General features: G+C 65.2%; 19 protein-coding genes, 1 tRNA gene and 1 pseudogene. 14 read left to right on the forward strand and 7 right to left on the reverse strand.

What is annotated here, in order from left to right; translation table 11 throughout:
• Window positions 1-3: 3 nt before the first annotated feature.
• On the forward strand, window positions 4-786 hold the full coding sequence (locus VAPA_RS06705; RefSeq protein WP_041946030.1) for an ABC transporter ATP-binding protein: 783 nt from the start codon (window positions 4-6) through the stop codon (window positions 784-786).
• A gap of 10 nt (window positions 787-796) precedes the next feature.
• Here the strand turns inward: VAPA_RS06705 and VAPA_RS06710 are convergent, their stop codons facing one another.
• Together VAPA_RS06710 and VAPA_RS06715 are read right to left on the reverse strand one after the other, a co-directional pair.
• A complete protein-coding gene (locus tag VAPA_RS06710) occupies window positions 797-1,771 on the reverse strand; it encodes a Bug family tripartite tricarboxylate transporter substrate binding protein (RefSeq protein WP_021006012.1) in 975 nt (324 codons plus the stop codon).
• Window positions 1,772-1,799: 28 nt separating this feature from the next.
• Window positions 1,800-2,864: a CDP-6-deoxy-delta-3,4-glucoseen reductase gene (locus VAPA_RS06715; protein WP_021006013.1), complete on the reverse strand. Its 1,065-nt coding sequence runs from the start codon at window positions 2,862-2,864 to the stop codon at window positions 1,800-1,802.
• A 55-nt stretch (window positions 2,865-2,919) separates the two neighbouring features.
• On the opposite strand from VAPA_RS06715, the gene VAPA_RS06720 reads away from it, so the two are divergent.
• Both VAPA_RS06720 and VAPA_RS06725 read left to right on the forward strand, forming a co-directional pair.
• Window positions 2,920-3,852 carry an SDR family oxidoreductase gene (locus VAPA_RS06720; protein ID WP_021006014.1) on the forward strand — a complete coding sequence of 311 codons (933 nt, stop codon included), beginning with the start codon at window positions 2,920-2,922 and terminating at the stop codon, window positions 3,850-3,852.
• Window positions 3,853-3,856: 4 nt separating this feature from the next.
• The gene (locus tag VAPA_RS06725; RefSeq protein WP_021006015.1) at window positions 3,857-4,483 is read left to right on the forward strand and encodes a DUF7002 family protein; all 627 of its coding nucleotides are present in this window, start codon (window positions 3,857-3,859) and stop codon (window positions 4,481-4,483) included.
• Window positions 4,484-4,591: 108 nt separating this feature from the next.
• Here the strand turns inward: VAPA_RS06725 and VAPA_RS06730 are convergent, their stop codons facing one another.
• Complete coding sequence (locus VAPA_RS06730; RefSeq protein WP_041946031.1) at window positions 4,592-4,783, reverse strand: helix-turn-helix transcriptional regulator; 192 nt, start codon at window positions 4,781-4,783, stop codon at window positions 4,592-4,594.
• Window positions 4,784-4,989: 206 nt separating this feature from the next.
• Between VAPA_RS06730 and VAPA_RS06735 the strand changes: the two genes are divergently transcribed.
• On the forward strand, window positions 4,990-5,328 hold the full coding sequence (locus VAPA_RS06735; protein WP_021006017.1) for a hypothetical protein: 339 nt from the start codon (window positions 4,990-4,992) through the stop codon (window positions 5,326-5,328).
• Window positions 5,329-5,562: 234 nt separating this feature from the next.
• Here VAPA_RS06735 and VAPA_RS06740 read toward each other — a convergent pair.
• A pseudogene (locus tag VAPA_RS06740) lies at window positions 5,563-6,917 on the reverse strand (IS1182 family transposase).
• Between the two features lie 86 nt (window positions 6,918-7,003).
• On the opposite strand from VAPA_RS06740, the gene VAPA_RS06745 reads away from it, so the two are divergent.
• Window positions 7,004-7,528 (forward strand): hypothetical protein, encoded by a 525-nt coding sequence (locus VAPA_RS06745; RefSeq protein ID WP_021006018.1) that lies wholly within the window; start codon window positions 7,004-7,006, stop codon window positions 7,526-7,528.
• A gap of 58 nt (window positions 7,529-7,586) precedes the next feature.
• On the forward strand, window positions 7,587-8,324 hold the full coding sequence (locus VAPA_RS06750; protein WP_021006019.1) for a DUF3800 domain-containing protein: 738 nt from the start codon (window positions 7,587-7,589) through the stop codon (window positions 8,322-8,324).
• A gap of 246 nt (window positions 8,325-8,570) precedes the next feature.
• On the opposite strand, the gene VAPA_RS06755 is transcribed toward VAPA_RS06750, so the two are convergent.
• Window positions 8,571-8,655, reverse strand: a tRNA-Leu gene (locus VAPA_RS06755).
• 41 nt (window positions 8,656-8,696) lie between these two features.
• Between VAPA_RS06755 and cysM the strand changes: the two genes are divergently transcribed.
• Genes cysM through VAPA_RS06770 form a run of 3 tightly spaced genes read left to right on the forward strand, consistent with a single transcriptional unit; the run spans window position 8,697 to window position 10,427 of the window.
• Window positions 8,697-9,599, forward strand: coding sequence for a cysteine synthase CysM (gene cysM / locus VAPA_RS06760; protein WP_021006020.1), 903 nt, complete (start codon window positions 8,697-8,699; stop codon window positions 9,597-9,599).
• A gap of 32 nt (window positions 9,600-9,631) precedes the next feature.
• Window positions 9,632-10,210, forward strand: coding sequence for an NUDIX hydrolase (locus tag VAPA_RS06765; RefSeq protein WP_021006021.1), 579 nt, complete (start codon window positions 9,632-9,634; stop codon window positions 10,208-10,210).
• On the forward strand, window positions 10,200-10,427 hold the full coding sequence (locus VAPA_RS06770) for a sulfurtransferase TusA family protein (protein ID WP_021006022.1): 228 nt from the start codon (window positions 10,200-10,202) through the stop codon (window positions 10,425-10,427). Before VAPA_RS06765 ends, VAPA_RS06770 begins: the two co-directional genes overlap by 11 nt.
• 39 nt (window positions 10,428-10,466) lie before the next feature.
• On the opposite strand, the gene galU is transcribed toward VAPA_RS06770, so the two are convergent.
• Together galU and VAPA_RS06780 are read right to left on the reverse strand one after the other, a co-directional pair.
• Window positions 10,467-11,357, reverse strand: a complete 891-nt coding sequence (gene galU, locus VAPA_RS06775) for a UTP--glucose-1-phosphate uridylyltransferase GalU (RefSeq protein ID WP_021006023.1) — start codon at window positions 11,355-11,357, stop codon at window positions 10,467-10,469.
• 111 nt (window positions 11,358-11,468) lie between these two features.
• A complete protein-coding gene (locus tag VAPA_RS06780; protein WP_021006024.1) occupies window positions 11,469-14,366 on the reverse strand; it encodes a valine--tRNA ligase in 2,898 nt (965 codons plus the stop codon).
• A 105-nt stretch (window positions 14,367-14,471) separates the two neighbouring features.
• Between VAPA_RS06780 and yaaA the strand changes: the two genes are divergently transcribed.
• The 5 genes from yaaA (at window position 14,472) to VAPA_RS06805 (ending at window position 18,905) form a co-directional block, all read left to right on the forward strand.
• A complete protein-coding gene (yaaA, locus tag VAPA_RS06785; RefSeq protein ID WP_021006025.1) occupies window positions 14,472-15,254 on the forward strand; it encodes a peroxide stress protein YaaA in 783 nt (260 codons plus the stop codon).
• A gap of 1 nt (window position 15,255) precedes the next feature.
• Window positions 15,256-16,095, forward strand: coding sequence for a 2OG-Fe(II) oxygenase (locus tag VAPA_RS06790; protein ID WP_021006026.1), 840 nt, complete (start codon window positions 15,256-15,258; stop codon window positions 16,093-16,095).
• Between the two features lie 15 nt (window positions 16,096-16,110).
• Entirely contained in the window at window positions 16,111-17,010 is a 900-nt protein-coding gene (locus VAPA_RS06795; protein WP_021006027.1) for an alpha/beta fold hydrolase, read from the forward strand.
• A complete protein-coding gene (queF, locus tag VAPA_RS06800) occupies window positions 17,007-17,885 on the forward strand; it encodes an NADPH-dependent 7-cyano-7-deazaguanine reductase QueF (protein ID WP_021006028.1) in 879 nt (292 codons plus the stop codon). The genes VAPA_RS06795 and queF overlap by 4 nt, the downstream gene beginning before the upstream one ends.
• A gap of 114 nt (window positions 17,886-17,999) precedes the next feature.
• On the forward strand, window positions 18,000-18,905 hold the full coding sequence (locus VAPA_RS06805) for an SDR family NAD(P)-dependent oxidoreductase (protein ID WP_021006029.1): 906 nt from the start codon (window positions 18,000-18,002) through the stop codon (window positions 18,903-18,905).
• Window positions 18,906-18,975: the final 70 nt, after the last annotated feature.

Consider the following 18,975-nt stretch of genomic DNA (forward strand, 5'->3'; position numbering starts at 1 on the left):
ACAATGACGAGCGCAGAAGAAACAACAGCAACGGCAACTGCAACCCCGCCGAAGACCGCGGCCAATGCCACTGGCAAGACGCTGCTCAAGGTCAGCGGACTGAAGGTCGGCTACGGCGGCATCCAGGCGGTGAAAGGCGTGGACTTCGAGGTTCACGAAGGCGAACTGGTGTCGCTCATCGGCTCCAACGGCGCCGGCAAGACCACCACGATGAAGGCGATCACCGGCACGCTGCCGGCGGGCGCCGGCACCATCGAATTCCTGGGCCGCAACATCAAGGGCCGCGGTGCGTGGGACCTGGTGGGCGAGGGCCTCGTGATGGTGCCCGAAGGCCGCGGCGTCTTCACGCGCATGACCATCACCGAGAACCTGCAGATCGGCGCCTACATCCGCAAGGACAAGGCCGAGATCGCCAGCGACATGGAGCGCGTGTTCGTGACCTTCCCGCGCCTGCGCGAGCGCAAGGACCAGCTCGCGGGCACCATGTCGGGCGGAGAACAGCAGATGCTGGCCATGGGCCGTGCACTCATGGCGCGCCCCAAGGTGCTGTTGCTCGACGAGCCCACCATGGGCCTGTCGCCCATCATGTGCGACAAGATCTTCGAGGTGGTGCAGACCGTGGCCGCACAGGGCGTGACCATCCTGCTGGTGGAACAGAACGCCAATCGCGCGCTGCAGCTGGCCGACCGCGGCTACGTGATGGAGTCGGGGCTCATCACGATGACGGGCGATGCCAAGGAACTGCTGAGCGACCCGCGCGTGCGGGCCGCTTACCTGGGCGAATAGCCCTCGAGGATCAGTCGACCCTGGCGCCGGTCGCCTTCACGACGGCTTCGTACTTGGAGAGTTCGCTCTTCATGAACGCGCCGAACTGCTCCGGCGAACTGGCCACCGGCTCGGCCAGCAGCGTGGCGAAGCGGGTCTTCGTTTCCGGTGCATTCAGCGCCGCCACGAAAGCCTGGTTGAGCTTCATGACCACGTCGTGCGGTGTGCCGGCAGGTGCCACCAGGCCCCACCAGGTGTCGATCGAGAAGCCCTTGAGGGTGTCGGCCACCGGCGGCACGTCGGGCATGGCGCTGCTGCGCTGCAAGGTCGTCACCGCAATGGCCTTGAGCTTGCCCGAGCGGATGTTCGGCGCCGCCGTTGCCAGGTTGTCGAAGTTGAAGTCGACCTGGCCCGAGAGCAGCGCCAGTTGCGCCGGATTGCCGCCGTTGTACGGAATGTGCAGCGCGAAGATGCCGGCCTGCTTCTTGAACAGCTCGCCCGCCAGATGGCCGGCGCTGCCGTTGCCGCCGCTGCCGTAGTTGAGCTTGGCGGGGTTGGCCTTGGCGTAGCGGATCAGGTCGGCCACGGTGTTGATCTTCAGGCGCTGCGCCGTCTCCGCGTTCATCACCAGCACGTTCGGTACGCGCACCATCTGCGTGATGGGCGCGAAGTCGGTTGCCGCGTTGAACGGAATCCTGCTGTAGAGCCACGGGTTCACCGCATGGGTGGCGGTGGCCGCAATGCCGATGGTGAGGCCGTCGGGTGCAGCCTTGGCCACGATGTCGGCGCCGATGTTCCCGCCCGCCCCGGGCTTGTTGTCGACGATGACCGGGCCCAGGGTGTCCTTCACGCGTTCGGCCAGCATGCGGGCGGTCACGTCGATGGGGCCGCCGGCGGCGTAGGGCACCACGAGGCGGATGGGGCGCTGCTGCTGGGCTGCGGCCTGGCCGGTGGCAAGCAGCGTGGCACTGGCGAGCAGCGCAAGGAGGAAGTGTCTCGTTTTCATTTTCCTGCGTCTCGGGAGGGGAATCGGATCAGGGAAGCGCCTTGTCGGCCTCGGTGGTGAACGCGTCGGCAAAGAACTCTTCGTCGGGCAGGCCGGCCAGTGCCACGTAGTCGTGCCGGGCCGAGTCGACCACGATCGGCGCGCCGCAGGCGTACACCTGGTGGCCCGAAAGATCGGCAAAGTCTTCCAGCACCGCGCGGTGGACGAAGCCCGTGCGGCCGGTCCAGTTGTCTTCCGGCGTGGCGTTGGAGATGACTGGCACATAGCGCAGGTTCGGCATCTCCGCCAGCTGTTCGCGTACCCAGGCATCCATGTAGAGATCTTCCGGCCGGCGGCCGCCCCAGTAGAGCGTGGCGGCCCGCTCGATGCCCTTGAACTTCATGTGCTCGAGCAGCGCCTTGATGGGCGCGAAGCCGGTGCCCGAAGCCAGCAGGATCATCGGCTTGGCGGAATCCTCGCGCAGGAAGAAGCTGCCGTAGGGGCCCTCGATGCGAAGAATTTCCTTTTCCTTCATGACGCCGAACACGTGGTCGGTGAACTTGCCGCCCGGCAGGTGGCGCAGGTGCAGTTCGATGCCCGTGCCCGGCTCGCTCAGCGTGTGCGGTGCATTGGCCATCGAATAGCTGCGGCGCGCGCCGTCGCGCAGGATGAATTCCACATACTGGCCCGCATGGAACTGCAGCGGCTCGCCGGCCGGCAGCTGCAGGCGCAGCTTCATCACGTCGTGTGACAGCCGCGTGAGCGCCAGCACCCGCACCGGCATCTTGCGGATCGGCAGGGCCCCGGCCTCGGTGACCTGGCGAGACTCGAGCACCACGTCGCTCTTTGCATGGGCGCAGCAGGTCAAGACGAAGCCCGCCAGCTGTTCTTCGGCGCTCAGGGCCTTGCTCTGGTGCGGACCGAGCTCGACCTCGCCCGAGAGCTTCCTGCATTTGCACGAGCCGCAGGCGCCGTCCTTGCAGCCATAGGGAAGGCCAATGCCCTGCCGGATGCCGGCCGCGAGAATGGTTTCGTCGCCATGCACCACGAAATGACGCCCGCTGGGCTCGACGGTGATGGAAAAGCCCGCTTCATGCGGCGCTGCAACAGTCATCGGTATTCTTCGGCTTGTTTCAGCCTGGGTCTGAAAAGGGAAAGGAACTCGGATTTTGCCTTCAATCAATAGCCCTTCCGGCGCGCTGCCGGCGCGCTTTCGCCGCGAACGCCTGCTGATCGTGGGTTGCGGGGACGTCGGCCAGCGCGTGGCGCGCAGCCTGCTTGGCCGCGTGCAGCTGGTGGCGCTCACTTCGTCGAGCGCACGAGTGCCGGCCCTGCGAGTGGCCGGCATCCGTCCGCTCGTGGGCAATCTGGACGATCCGGCCACGCTGCGCCGCCTGGCTGGCGTGGCCACCCGCGTGCTGCACCTGGCGCCTCCGGCCCGTGACGGCGGCGCGTCGTGGTGGCGCGACCAGCGCACCACCGCGCTGGCGCGTGCGCTGCGGCTGCGCTCCGTGCCGCTTGCATTCGTCTATGGCTCCACCAGCGGCGTCTATGGCGACTGCGGCGGCGCGCGGGTGAGCGAAACGCGCCCCGTGCGGCCCGACACGCCCCGCGCCCACCGCCGTGTGGACGCCGAGCGCGCCGTGCGCTGGCTCGGCCGCAGCGCGGGCGTGCGCGCCAGCATCCTGCGCATCCCGGGCATCTATGCGCCCGACAGGGAGGGCGGCACGCCGCGCCAGCGGCTCGCGCGCGGCACGCCGGTGCTGCGGCGCGAAGACGACGTGTTCACCAGCCACATCCATGCCGACGATCTGGCGCGTGCCTGCGTGGCGGCGCTGTTCCGGGGCCGGCCGCAGCGCATCGTGCATGCCTCGGACGACACCGAGCTGCGCATGGGCGACTACATCGACCTGGCGGCCGATCTGTACGGCATGCCGCGCCCCCCGCGCGTGGCGCGCGAGGAAGCCCAGCGCCAGCTGCCGTTGCAGCTGCTGAGCTTCATGGGCGAATCGCGCCGGCTCGACAACACGCGGCTCAAGCGCGAACTGCGTGTGCGGCTCGCGCATCCGACAGTGCACACCGGCTTGCGCGAAGCAGCCTGAAGCCGTGCCGAGCCTGCCCGCGAAGGCTTTTCATTTCGTCGATGCGTCCAACTGGCCGGCGGTGCAGCAGGAGGGGCTGTGCAGCACCGACGAGTTGCTGCGGCGCGGCGCCTTCGACACTGAAGTGGAAGCCTCGGTGCGCGCGCACCGCCCGGAAGGCATCGCGCTGCCCGACGGCCGCTACATCCGCGACCAGCGTCCCATGCCGCCCCGGGCGCTGGCACGCTGCCTGGATCCCGGCCTGGCGCCGGCCGACTGGTACGCCCTGCTCAACGGCTGCGTGTTTTTCTGGCTGGACCCCGAGAGGGTGCAGCGCCATCGTGCCGCCCTGCGCGGCCGGCCCCAGGTGCTGCTGACTTTCGACGCGCGCGCGTTGGCCGCTGCCCACGAGGCTGTTTCGCACGTCACGCCATTCAACATCGGAAGTGCCGTGCGCAAGGCCGCGCCGCGCGGGCTGCGAACGCTGGTGCCCCTTGCGCAATGGCAGGCGAAGGCGTGGGCGTCGGAGGCGCTGACGGGGCAGGCGGTGCGGGCTGCAAGCCATCGGCCGGCCGAGCTGGTCTTGCGCGTGGCAGCCGTATCGGACGCGATGCGCCATGTCACGGCAACCGAAGTGCTCGGGGCTGCGTGAGGGCAGGCAAGGCAGGAGAGAGGAGTGGTGCCCGGGGCCGGAATCGAAACTCGTGGTTTCATGTGGGTTGCAGGCTGGTCTGGGTAAAAAGCTGGGGAAAATTCGGGGTTACCGGGCCTGCAATCTGGTCTGTTTGCGAAGCCAATCCTCGAACGATTCGCGGCTCCAGCGCCTGCACTTCTGGCTCAGGTCGACGGAGGGCCGGGGAAAATCCGGGCGCTTGACGATGCGGTCGCGCGCGTACGAGCGGGTCACGCCGAGTTGCTCGCTGATCTCTTGGATTCCGATGAGGTCGATCATGGTGTGGTCTGTGCAGTGCCGGTGGGCTGGGGGCACAAGCACAATGCGCTGATGAGCAGTCACTATCAAGTGGAGAAGCGCCGCAAGCAGATCGAGCAGTGGTTCGGGACTTAGCCTCCGCCTGATGCGCGCTACCGCCCCGGGGGCTGCGTCTGAGGGCTGCACATCTATGCGACGACGTTCGGGTCAGAACCGGACACCTCGGCATGGCTTTCGATGTGATGAAGGAACAGTTCGCTACGATTGACTCAATGACGACGAGCAAGATCACTAGTTGGATCCGGCAAGTGGGGTGGCCTTCCCTCGGGCCCATCCTCGTCATCCTCCTGCTGGTGGGTGGCGCCGCCACCTTCGGCATCTACAAAGGCGCCCAGTGGCGAGCGTTTAAGACCGCCCACAACTGCCAGAAGGTCGAGCACGTGAGTGGCGACGTGTTGCCGATCTTCGGCGTCAATCCGTCGAACGGCCAGCCATCCTTCGGCGTCGCCATCGAGCCTGACAAGGTGGGCTGGAGGTGTGACGACGGCGTGACCTATTGGCGATAGGGCAGTCCCTTCAAATTTCATTTTTCCGGTAGGTCTTCGATGGGCTGCTGAAGAGTCCAGCGCTAGGAGACCGTCGGACTTGAGCTCGAACGAATCTGAATGATGGCAGCGACGGAGTTTTTTGGATGGCGTCGGGCTGAATGAGCACCCCTGATGGTTGCCGAGGCACTGTGAGGGCGCATGGGGTCGCGCGGCGACTCGATTTTTGCGTGATCGGGGCGCACTTTTTTTCCTTCAAGTGGCTCGCAGCACGTGCATGCGCTTGATGTTCCATGCCATGGTCACGAGGTTCCACTCGCCTTGCGCCTTGGCCAGCCCGCGCATGCTCATCTGACGCCAGCCCATCACCCGCTTGATGATGCCGAACACCGGCTCGACCGTCTGCTTGCGCAGTTTGTACAGTGCCTTGCCGACTTGCGTGGACAGCCGGTGAACCATATTCACGACCGCATCTGTCGTCTGCGGCGCATCGGGGTCGGGTGCAAATCGCTCCATCAGGGGTTCGTGATGCGACTGTCGCTTGATCGCCAGCAGCGGCTCGATCCCCGCCTGCGTGCACGCGACCACGTTGGCTTGGCTGAAGAAGCCTTTGTCGGCGATGAGCGTGTGCACCGTGCCTAACGCCTCGGGCAGCGTATCGATTGCTTGAGCGTGGGCACCACTTCGCGCTTGTCGTTACACGCCTGCGTGACGTGCGCGGTGATCACCATCATCGTGTCGGTGTCCACGCCGGCCTGCGCGTTGTAGCTCTGCTCGAAGCCCCCGCCGGACACCGGCATGATGCGCGACTGCTCATCTGTGAGGTTGACCTGGTCGCCGTCCTTGGGGCCGGCCTGGGGCGGCTCGGGGTCCTTGCCGCGTGGCTTCTTGCCTGCATCACGTTGAGCCTTGCGCTTGGCCTGCTTGCCCTCGAATTCCTGTTGCTCGCCCTGGTAGCGTTCGCCCGCACGCTGCTCGATCTTGGCCTTGGCCTGCGTGATAGCGCTCAGGCGGTCTTCACGCCTGGCAATCTCCGCTGGTACGTCCATGCCATCGGGTAGCGCTGTACGGTCGCTGGTCTCCGCCAGCGCCAGCAGGGCCTGCACTTCCCGGCGCAACTGCGCTTCGATCTTGTTGGCGTGCGCCCAGGACAGCGCCTTGTGCTTGCTGGCGCTGGCGCCGATCTTGGTGCCGTCCAGCGCGATGTGGCCGAGCTTGAGCAGCTTCATCTCGCGTGCGAGCACCAGCACCTGCACGAACAGCGCCTCGACCTCCTTCAGGAAGCGGCGGCGGAATGTCGCCAGCGTGTCGTGATCGGGGTGGGTATTGGCCGCCACGTAGCGAAACGCCACCGAGTCGTAAGTCGCGCGCTCGATCTTGCGGCTGGAGTGAATGCCGTTGGCGTAGCCGTAGATCAGCAAGCCCAGCAGCACCGCCGGATGGTGAGCGGCCGAGCCTCGCCCCGCATATTGGCGGGTCAGATCACTCAGATCGAGCTGCTCGATGACTTCGACCACGAAGCGCGCCAAGTGATCATCAGGCAACCATTCGTCCACCGACGGCGGCAACAGGTACGCAGTGTCTCGGTCTACAGGTACGAAGCGGCTCATCAGGGCGGACTCTCAGTTGTGCAGCAGCAATTGTCTCGGATAGCGCCTTCAGCCGGAAGACTGCTAAGCCCGACGGGCTCCTAGAGATGGCGGTGAACGAGCGTGAGTCGATTTTCGATCTCTTCGATTGTGATTCGAGGACCATTGGCTACTACGAGTTCTATAACGACAACTTGGACTTCGTGCCGAAAGTTCTCAAGGCGCTTGGCGGGGGCGACCGTTGGGCGCCCAACATGCTCGTGCTGGAGCGTCTGGAGATCCTGCCCAAGCACCGAGGTCGTTCCTATGGCCTCCATGTTCTGCGTTGGTTGCAGCTTCAGTTTTCAATGGGGTGCGGAATCGTCGTTATGAAGCCTTTCCCGCTTCAGTTCGAGGGCGGCAAGCCTGCCGAAAACAAAGACAAACCGGATTTTGTGAAGCTCGGCCTCGCCGAGTTCGGTGACAGGTTCGAGCCTGCTCTGAGGAAGCTGCGCAACTACTATGCACGCCTAGGTTTTGTGCGCGTCAGAGGCACTGAATACATGGTGGCAGATCCGTTTCGGCGCGTTCCGAGCCTCAAGGCTATTGGTGTATCAGACCCCGACCTCCAACTTGACGAAGAAAGAGCCTGAGTCTCCTTTTGCTATCGATTGGCTCAGCGCTCCTGTCGATTCCGGGCAGAATCCCTGAATGCATAGCGACTACATAGTGTTTGTCGATGAGAGTGGGGACCACAGTCTTACTTCCATCGATCCAGCTTACCCCGTGTTCGTACTGTCGTTTTGCATCTTCGAGCGAAGCTGCTATATCGACAATCTCACGCCCGCAGTGCGTCGGCTGAAATTCGAAACTTTCGGCCACGACATGGTGGTTTTGCACGAAGCAGACATAGTGCGCAACAAAGGCGCTTTCGCGCCGTTTGGACCGGCAGAGCGTACCGCTTTTATGACCAAGCTAGGTGCACTGATAGAAGCGTGCGATTTCACGCTGATAGCGGTCGTGATTGACAAAGCGAAGCACAAAGCGAAGTACAGCCAGCCGACCCATCCCTACCATTTGAGTTTGCAGTTCGGTCTGGAGCGCCTGCATTCCTTCTTGAAAAGCAAAAATGTCCCAAATGACGCCGTCACACACATTGTGTGCGAAGCGAGGGGGAAGAAGGAGGATGACGACTTAGAGTTGGCGTTCCGGCGCGTCTGCGACGGCGACAATCGAGCGGGAAAGAACTTCCCGTTCAATATCGTGATTGCAGACAAGAAGACCAATTCCGAAGGGCTTCAATTGGCCGATCTAACGGCTCGACCAATTGGACTGTCCGTGGTCCGGCCTGGCCAGCAGAATCAAGCTTTTGACGTACTGAAGACGAAACTATTTACAGGACGAGGGGGCTTTACCATCCACGGGAATGGCCTAAAGATATTTCCCTAGCCCAGAAAGCAGAAAGGCTCCTGAGATGCCTCAGAAGCCTAGCGCCGGCCGCGTACCCGCAACCCACTTGAGCATATTTTATCGGAATACCGGCCGAACCGCTAGGTTTCATGCTGGACGTAGGCGCCACGAAGGGCCTTTCCTTGCTGACGGCCCAACAGCATGGGCAGCAAGGCTAGATCCGTTTGCGGAACACGTTGCGGAACGGATGCGGAACAAGCTACGGAATTGATAGCTGAAAAGCCATGGTGCCCGGGGCCGGAATCGAACCGGCACACCTTTCGGTGGGGGATTTTGAGTCCCCTGCGTCTACCAATTTCACCACCCGGGCACATCCGGAAGGAAGCCCAAAATTATGGCACAGTGGCTGCCATGAATTATCCGACGATCGAAGACGCCATCGGCAAGACCCCCCTGGTGGCACTGCAACGCATCGATGCGGCCGAAAATGCCAAGCGCGGCAATGTCATCCTCGGCAAGCTGGAAGGCAACAATCCCGCGGGCTCGGTGAAAGACCGTCCCGCCCTCTCGATGATCAAGCGCGCCGAGGAGCGCGGCGAAATCAAGCCCGGCGACACGCTGATCGAAGCCACCTCGGGCAACACCGGCATCGCGCTGGCCATGGCCGCGGCCATCAAGGGCTACCGCATGGTGCTGATCATGCCGGAAGACCTCTCCGTCGAACGCGCCCAGACCATGAAGGCCTTCGGTGCCGAGCTCGTGCTCACGCCCAAGAGCGGCGGCATGGAGTACGCCCGCGACCTGGCCGAACAGATGGTGGCGCAGGGCAAGGGCCGGGTACTCGACCAGTTCGCCAATCCCGACAATCCGCGCATCCACTACGAGACCACCGGTCCCGAGATCTGGGCCGACACCAAGGGCAAGATCACGCACTTCGTGAGCGCCATGGGCACCACCGGCACCATCACCGGCGTCTCGCGCTTCCTGAAGGAAAAGAACCCCGCGGTGCGCATCATCGGGGCGCAGCCGGCCGAAGGCTCGCGCATCCCGGGCATTCGCAAGTGGCCGGCCGAATACCTGCCCAAGATCTACGATCCGAGCCGCGTCGACGAAGAAATCAGCGTGAGCCAGGACAACGCCGAAGAGATGTGCCGGCGCCTTGCGCGCGAAGAGGGCATCTTCGGCGGCATCTCTGCGGCCGGTGCGCTCTGGGTGGCGCTCGAGGTTGCCAAGACGGTCGAGAACGCCACCATCGTGTTCGTGGTGTGCGACCGCGGCGACCGCTACCTTTCTACCGGCGTTTTCCCCGCCTGAACAAACCAGCCATCGCGGAAGCTCAGCAACTCATGCCCGATCCCAAGTTCTGCCAGGTCTGTGCCACGTCGCTCGAATGGATCGAGCTCGTCGAGGACAGCGGTCCCAAGGCGCGGCTGCGCTGCCCGTCCTGCGGCCACACGCACTGGAACAATCCGACGCCGGTGCTCGCGGCCATCGTCGAGTATCGCGGACAGGTGCTGCTGGCGCGAAACGCCGCCTGGCCGGTGAAGATGTACGCGCTGATCACCGGCTTCATGGAGGCCGGCGAAACGCCCGAAGAAGGCATTGCGCGCGAGGTCAAGGAAGAAACCAACCTCGATGTGAGCGCGACCAAGCTCGTCGGTGCGTACGACTTCCAGCGCATGAACCAGATCATCATCGCGTACCACGTGGTGGCCGATGGCGAGGTGAAGCTTTCGCCCGAACTGCTGGACTACCGCCTCTACGACCTGCCCGACCTCAAGTGCTGGCCCGCGGGCACCGGCTATGCGCTGGCCGACTGGCTGCGCACCCGGGGGCACGAGCCGGTGTTCTTTACCGCGGCTGAAAACGAGGAGCGGCGGCGCGGCTTGAACCTGCCGCCCGAGGAGCCGAAGAATGCAGATTGACCGCGAACTCGACACACGGGGCCTGAACTGCCCGCTGCCCATTCTCAAGGCAAAGAAATCGCTCAACGACATGGCCAGCGGGCAGCTGCTGAAGGTCGTGTCGACCGACCCGGGGTCGGTGCGCGACTTTCAGGCCTTTGCGCGCCAGACCGGCAACGAGCTGGTCGAACAGCAGACGATCGGCAGCGACTTCATCCATGTGCTGAAGAGGCGCTGACCCAAAAAAAGAAAAGGGCCCCGTCGGGGCCCCGTGTCTTCAGAGCTCCAGGCTCTTCAGGTATTCGCGGAACTGCGCACCGACCTCGGGGTGCGCCAGCGCAAGCTCCACCGTCGCTTGCAGGAAGCCTTCCTTGCTGCCGCAGTCGTAGCGCGTGCCCTTGTAGGCATAGGCGTAGACCGATTCCTTCTTCATCAACGCCGCGATGCCGTCGGTGAGCTGGATCTCGCCGCCCGCGCCCTTGGGCTGGTTGCGGATCTCATCGAACACACCGGGCGTGAGAATGTAGCGGCCCGCCACGCCCAGGCGCGAGGGCGCGACTTCGGGCTTGGGCTTTTCGACCATGCGATCGACCTTCACGAGATCGTCGCCGATGGATTCGCCCGCCACGATGCCGTAGCGCTTGACGTGTTCGAGCGGCACTTCCTGCACCGCGAGCACTGAAGCACCGAGCTTGCCGAAGGCGGCCGTCATCTGCGCGAGCACAGGTGCGCCGCCCACGGGGCCGACCATCAGGTCGTCGGCCAGCAGCACGGCGAAGGGCTCGTTGCCCACCAGGTGTTCGGCGCACAGCACCGCATGGCCAAGCCCGAGCATGCGCGGCTGGCGCACGTAGGAGCAGGTCATGTCGTCGGGCATGACCGAGCGCGCGATGTTGAGCAGTTCGAGCTTGCCGCTGGCCTCGAGCTGGCTCTCGAGTTCGTAGGCGGTGTCGTAATGGTCTTCGATGGCACGTTTGTTTCGGCCAGTTACGAAAATCATGTCGCGAATGCCCGCCGCGTAGGCTTCCTCAACCGCGTACTGGATGAGTGGCTTGTCGACAACCGGCAGCATTTCCTTGGGCTGCGCCTTGGTGGCGGGCAGAAAGCGGGTGCCGAAACCTGCAACAGGAAATACGGCCTTGCGGATGCGTGTCGAGGGAGTGGGCATGGACAATTTGGGCGTCTGTTCGTTCAGTTGAAGAAAGAGGGTTTGAGGGTCAACGGCGGCACGAAAAATGCCACCGTCGACCATGCTAAACCTTGCCCAGACCCAAGTGTGTCAGCCGAGACGCACAAGCTGGTCGCGAAGACGCTCCAGCGTGGTGCTGAAATCGGCCAGGCGCTTGCGCTCCTGTTCGATCACGGCCGGCGGCGCCTTAGCCACAAAGGCTTCATTTCCGAGCTTTCCATTCACTTTCAGGATCTCGCCCTCGATGCGAGCAATTTCCTTGCCGATGCGCGCGCGTTCGGCGGCCTTGTCGATTTCCATGTGCAGGCACAGGCGCGCCGTGCCGACCACGGCCACGGGCGCCGCTTCGGCCGCCGCCGACCACGAAGCCTCGTCGTCGAAGACCTTCACTTCCTTGAGCTTGGCCAGCGCCTGCAGCACCGGCGCCGCATCACGCAGGAACGCCGCGCCGTCGGCATCGTCGGCCACTGCATAGAGCGGCAGGCGCACGGCGGGCGACACGTTCATTTCGCCGCGCAGCGTGCGGCAGGCATCGACCAGCGCCTTCAGGCGCGCCACATGCGCTTCGGCCGCTTCGTCGATCTTCTCGGGCTGGCTCTTCGGATAGGCCGCGATCATGATCGATTCGCCTTGGCGTCCGGCGACGGGCGCCACCTTCTGCCAGAGCTCTTCGGTGATGAACGGAATCACCGGATGCGCAAGACGCAGCAGCGCCTCGAGCGAGCGGATCAGCGTGCGGCGCGTGGCGCGCTTCTGCGCATCGTCGCCGGTCTGGATCTGCACCTTCGCGATTTCCAGATACCAGTCGCAGAACTCGTCCCAGGCGAACTGGTAGATGGCGTTGGCCACGTTGTCGAGCCGGTATTCCTCGAAGCCCTTGGCCACCTCGGCCTCGACGCGCTGCAGCTGGGACGCGATCCAGAAATCGGCGCGGCTGAACTTCAGGTAGCCGTGCGCCGGGCCGCCGACCTTGCATTCTTCCTTCGTGTGCTCGCGCAGGCCGCAGTCCTGCCCTTCGCAGTTCATCAGCACGAAGCGCGTGGCGTTCCAGAGCTTGTTGCAGAAGTTGCGATAGCCCTCGCAGCGCTTGCTGTCGAAGTTGATGCTGCGGCCGAGCGATGCCAGCGACGCGAAGGTGAAGCGCAGCGCATCGGCGCCGAAGGCCGGAATGCCGTCCGGAAATTCCTTCTGCGTGTTCTTGCGCACCGCGGGCGCGGTCTCGGGCTTGCGCAGGCCCTGCGTGCGCTTGTCGAGCAGCTCGGGCAGCGCGATGCCGTCGATCAGGTCGACCGGGTCGAGCACGTTGCCTTCGGACTTGCTCATCTTCTTGCCCTGGGCGTCGCGCACCACGCCGTGGATGTAGACGTCCTTGAACGGCACCTTGCCGGTGAAGTGCTTGGTCATCATGATCATCCGGGCGACCCAGAAGAAGATGATGTCGAAGCCCGTCACGAGCACGCTCGAGGGCAGGTACAGCTCCAGGTCCTTCGTCTTCTCGGGCCAGCCGAGCGAAGAGAAGGGCACCAATGCCGACGAATACCAGGTGTCGAGCACGTCTTCGTCGCGGCGCAGCTTCTTGCCCGGTGCCTTGGCCTGCGCCTCGGCTTCGTCGTGCGCCACGTACACATGGCCTTCGTCGTCGTACCAGGCCGGAATCTGGTGCCCCCACCAGAGCTGGCGCGAGATGGTCCAGTCCTGGATGTTCTCCATCCAGTGGTTGTAGGTGTTGACCCAACTCTCGGGCACGAAGCGCACCTCGCCCGACTTCACCACGTCGATGGCCTTCTGCGCGATCGACTGGCCATCGGCACCGGGGCGCGTCATGGCCACGTACCACTGGTCGGTGAGCATCGGCTCGACGATGGCGCCCGAGCGCGCGCAGCGCGGCACCATCAGCTTGTGCTTCTTGACCTCGACCAGGAGGCCGAGCGCATCGAGGTCGGCCACGATGGCTTTGCGTGCCACGAAGCGGTCCATGCCGCGGTATTTCTCGGGCGCGTTGTCGTTGACAGTAGCGTCGAGCGTCAGGATGCCGATCACATCCAGCTTGTGGCGCTGGCCGACGGCATAGTCGTTGTAGTCGTGCGCGGGCGTGACCTTGACCACGCCGGTGCCGAATTCCTTGTCGACGTAGTCGTCGGCAATGATGGGGATCAGCCGATCCACGAGTGGCAGCTTCACGCGCTGGCCAATCAGGTGTTTGTAGCGTTCGTCTTCGGGGTGGACCATCACCGCGGTGTCGCCGAGCATGGTCTCGGGCCGCGTGGTGGCCACGGTCAGCGTGCCGCTGCCGTCCTCGAGCGGATAGGCGATGTGCCAGAGCGAGCCATCTTCCTCTTCGCTCTCCACTTCGAGGTCGCTCACCGAGGTCTTGAGCACCGGGTCCCAGTTGCCCAGGCGCTTGCCGCGGTAGATCAGGCCTTCCTCATAGAGCGAGACGAAGGTCTGCGTGACCACCTTCGACAGATCGTCGTCCATCGTGAAGTATTCGCGGCTCCAGTCGACCGTGTCGCCCATGCGGCGCATCTGCTCGGTGATGGTGTTGCCTGATTTCTCTTTCCATTCCCAGACCTTCGCGACGAAGTTCTTGCGCGCCTCGGCGGGCGTCGGGCCCATGTCGTGGCGGCTGATCTTCCGTTCCTGCAGCTGCCGCTCCACCACGATCTGCGTTGCGATGCCCGCATGGTCGGTGCCCGGCAACCACAGCGTGTTGTCGCCCTTCATGCGGTGGTAGCGCGTGAAGCTGTCCATGATCGTGTGGTTGAACGCATGCCCCATGTGCAGCGTGCCCGTCACATTGGGGGGCGGCAGCTGGATCGCGAACGAATCGGCGCCTTCCTTGGGCTGCTGGGTGCCGCGGAAGCCGGCCTTGGCGTAGCCGCGCTGCTCCCATTCGGGGCCCCAGTGCGCCTCGATGGCGGCGGGTTCGAACGATTTGGAGAGGCTCTCCAGTCCAGGCTGGGCGGAAGGGGTGGTGGGTTCGCTCATGGGAAATGCAGAACGGCGCCTTCGGGGAGCCGTGGGGACAAGATGGGATAGCCGGCGATTTTACCGGGGCGGCCCCGGGGCAGCCCCACCCCACATAATTCCGGGATGCTCTTCTTGCTCTCCCCTGCGAAATCGCTCGACTACGACACCCCGGTTCCCGCCGAAATCCCCGCCACCCAACCCCATTTCGAAGCTCCCCGCGGCCCCTCGGTCGAACTGATCAAGCTGCTGCGCGAGAAGTCGCCGCTGCAGATTTCGGAGCTCATGCACCTGTCGGACAAGCTCTCCGCGCTCAACGTGGCGCGCTACCAGGCCTGGGCCGGCAAAAGCACGCCGAAGAACGCCCGCCAGGCCGCCTTCGCGTTCGATGGCGACGTCTATGGCGGGCTCGATGCCCGCTCGCTTACGCCCGCACAGCTGGGCTGGGCGCAGGAGCATCTGTGCATCCTGAGTGGCCTCTACGGCCTGCTGCGTCCGCTCGACCTGCTGCAGCCCTATCGCCTGGAGATGGGCACGCCGCTGGCCAACCGCCATGGCAAGGACCTGTATGCCTTCTGGGGCTCGCGCATTGCGGAGCACCTCAACCAGCGCCTGGCGGCAGACCACACGCCCGTGGTGGTCAACGTGGCCTCGCAGGAATACTTCAGGTCGGTGGACCGGAAGGCGCTCAAGGCGCGCGTGGTCGAATGCGTGTTCGAGGAATGGAAGGGCGACAGGTACAAGATCGTGAGCTTCTATGCCAAGCGCGCTCGCGGCCTGCTCGCGCGCTGGGCGGTGCTGCACAAGGCCACCACGCCCAAGGCGCTGGAAAAATTCGATCTCGAGGGTTATGGTTTCGACGCCACGGTATCGACGGCCGAAAGGCTGGTGTTCAGAAGGAAGACTTGATATGTCGCAACCGATCAGTCCGGAGCTCAGGGAATGGCTGGTGTCGCAGCTTGCGGCGGGGCATTCGGTGCCCGCGCTGCGTGCCTCGATGCGCGCGGCCGGGTGGCAGGACGCGGCCACCGACCTTGCGCTGGCGCAGCTCGAGGCCGGCTTTCCCCACGTGGAAGTGGCCCGGCCGCGGCGCACCGAGATGCCCGGCCCCGACCTCGAAGGCGCGCCGCTCTACATCGATGCGGGCGACCGCAGCGTGCAGGTGCTGCAGACCATGCGGCATCCGCGCGTCGTCGTGTTCGGCAACCTGGTGTCGCCCGAGGAGTGCGAAGGGCTGATTGCCGCGGCGCGGGTGCGGCTGGCGCGCTCGCTCACGGTCGAGACGCGCACCGGCGGCGAGGTGCTCAACGTCGACCGCACCAGCGAAGGCATGTTCTTCGAGCGCGGCGAAACCGACATCGTTGCGCGCCTCGAGCAGCGCATTGCCGCGCTGCTGCGCTGGCCGGTGGAGTTCGGCGAAGGCCTGCAGATCCTGCGCTACGCGCCCGGCGCCCAGTACCGCCCGCACTACGACTACTTCGACCCCGGCGAGCCCGGCACGCCCACCATCCTCAAGCGCGGCGGGCAGCGCGTGGCCACGCTCGTGATGTACCTGCAGGAGCCCGGGCAGGGCGGCGCCACCACCTTCCCCGACGTGGGCCTGGAAGTGGCGCCCGTGCGCGGCACCGGCGTGTTCTTCAGCTACGACGAACCTGACCCCGCCACCCGCACGCTGCATGGCGGCGCGCCCGTGCTCGCAGGCGAGAAGTGGGTCGCCACCAAGTGGCTGCGCGAACGCGAATTCAAATAAATAGACAGGAGCGCCATGAAGCTGCTGGCCAACGGATTGCAGATCGAGGTCGACGACACCGGCGGCGAAGGCCGCCCGGTGGCCCTGCTCATCATGGGCCTGGGCATGCAGCTGGTCGGCTGGCCGCAGGAATTCGTGCAGGCGCTGGTCGACGCGGGCTTTCGCGTGGTGCGCCACGACAACCGCGACATCGGCCTGAGCCAGGGCTTCGACCATGCGGGCACCGGCAACATCGTGTGGGAGAGCATCCGCCAGCGCCTGGGCCTGCAGGTGCGCTCGGCCTACACCTTGCAGGACATGGCGCGCGATTCGCTGGGCGTGCTGGACGCATTGGGCATCAAGCAGGCGCACGTCATCGGCGCCTCGATGGGCGGCATGATCGCGCAGCACCTGGCCGCCGAAGCGCCCGATCGCGTGGCCAGCCTCGTGAGCATCATGAGCTCCAGCGGCGCACGCGGCCTGCCCGGACCGCGCAGCGACGTCGCCGCCATGCTGCTGCGCCGGCCCCTGGGCGGCGGCGAGGCCGAGCTGGTGGCGCACAGCATCCGGCTGCTCAGGCTCATCCAGAGCCCCGCCTATCCGCAAAGCACCGAGGTGCTGGCCGAGCGCCTCACCTTCAGCATGCGCCGCGCCTACCGTCCGGCCGGCATGTTCCGCCAGATGCTCGCCATTGGCGCCGATGCGCGCCGGCCCGAAGTGCTGCCGCGCATCAAGTGCCCGACGCTGGTGCTGCACGGCGAAGCCGATGCGCTGGTGCCGATGGCCTGCGGGCTGGATACCGCCAAGCGCATTCCGGGCGCGAAGTTCGTCAGCATTCCCGGCATGGGCCACGACCTGCCGCCCGAGGTCTGTGCCATCCTCGCCCACCACATCGCGCCGTTCCTGCACGCGGCCGAAGAACATCACAAGCCATGAGCCTGGACAACATTCCCCCCGCCAACCCCAACACGCCCGAGCAGTCGCAACTGGGCCGCGCCTCGGCCTATGCCGACCGGTACGACCCGACCCTGCTCTTTCCGATTGCGCGCAGCACCCAGCGCGAGGCCATGGGCATCGCCGCCGGCGCGCTGCCCTTCTTCGGCGCCGATCTCTGGACCGCGTTCGAAGTGAGCTGGCTCAACCTGCGTGGCAAGCCGCAGCTGGCCATCGCGCACTTCACCATCCCCTGCGAAACGCCCAACATCATCGAGAGCAAGTCGTTCAAGCTGTACCTCAACAGCTTCAACAGCAGCGCCTTCGCGAGCGTCGAGGCGGTGCGAGACCGCCTGCGCACCGACCTGTCCGAGGCGCTCTGGCGCGGCAGCGACCAATCGGCCGGCATCGGCGTGAAGCTGCTGGCGCCCGACATGTTCGACCGCGAGCCGGTGCACGAGCTCGACGGCCTGGACCTCGACCGGCTCGACATCGAGTGCACCCATTACCAGCCCGCGCCCGAGCTGCTGTCCAGCGACGCCACCCAGCCGCCGGTGAACGAGACGCTCACCAGCCGCCTGCTCAAGAGCAACTGTCTCGTCACCGGCCAGCCCGACTGGGGCAGCGTGCAGATCCGCTACAGCGGCCCGGCCATCGACCAGGCCGGCCTGCTCGCGTACATCGTGAGCTTTCGCAACCACAACGAGTTCCACGAACCCTGCGTGGAGCGCATGTTCACCGACATCTGGCGCCGCTGCCAGCCCAACAAGCTCGCGGTGTATGCACGCTATACGCGGCGCGGCGGGCTCGACATCAATCCGTTCCGTACCAGCTGGCCGCAGGCGCTGCCGCCGAACATCCGCACCGCGCGGCAATAAGGGAAGAGGGCGCCGCCGAAGCCCCTCTTCGGAAATCCGGAACCCGCAGCCCGGCCCCTGTGGCATTCTGGAACTGCCCGCGACACTGCGGGCGGCTATCCGGAGCAGACACACATGGTTGAAGGAAAAGTAGTCGTCGTCACCGGCGCGGGCGGTGGTATCGGTCGCGACATCGCGCTGGCCATGGCGAGCCATGGCGCCAGGGTGGTGGTGAACGACATCGGTGCCGCACTCGATGGTGCGGGCGGCAGCGCCGGCCCCGCGCAGCAGGTGGTCGACGAGATCCGCGCCGCGGGCGGCCAGGCCGTGCCCAACACCGACAGCGTGGCCGATGCGGCGAGCGCGGCGCGCATCGTCGAGTGCGCGGTCGAGAGCTTCGGTCGTATCGATGCCGTGGTCAACAACGCCGGCATCCTGCGCGACCGCTTCTTCCACAAGATGTCGGTCGACGAGTGGGACGCCGTGCTCAAGGTGCACCTCTACGGCGCCTACTACGTGAGCCGTGCGGCCGCCACGCACTTCAAGGAGCAGAACTCGGGCGCGATGGTGCACATGACCTCGACCTCTGGTCTCATCGGCAACTACGGCCAGGCCAACTATGCGGCGGCCAAGCTCGGCATCGTGGCGCTGTCGAAGTCGATCGCGCTCGACATGCTCAAGTTCAACGTGCGCTCCAACTGCATCGCGCCCTTCGCGTGGAGCCGCATGATCGGCGCCATCCCCACCGACACCGACGAGCAGCGCGCCCGCGTCGACAAGATCAAGCAGATGACGCCGGCCAAGGTGGCGCCGCTCGCGGTGTACCTTGCGAGCGAGGCGGCCGGCGCGGTCAACGGCCAGATCTTCTCGGTGCGCAACAACGAGATCTCGCTCATCAGCCAGCCGCGGCCGGTGCGCTCCATCCACCGCTCCGAAGGCTGGACGCCGCAGAGCATCGCCGAGCACGCCATGCCCGCCATGCGCGCGAGCTTCCATCCGCTGGACCGCTCGGCGGACGTGTTCAGCTGGGACCCGGTCTGAGCGAGGCGGGCCTCTGAGGTCAAACCCTGAGACCGGCGCGCCCGGCGCCATTCGCCGGACAATGCACGCT

It is taken from the genome of Variovorax paradoxus B4, assembly GCF_000463015.1.
In the GTDB taxonomy this organism is placed as follows: domain Bacteria; phylum Pseudomonadota; class Gammaproteobacteria; order Burkholderiales; family Burkholderiaceae_C; genus Variovorax; species Variovorax paradoxus_E.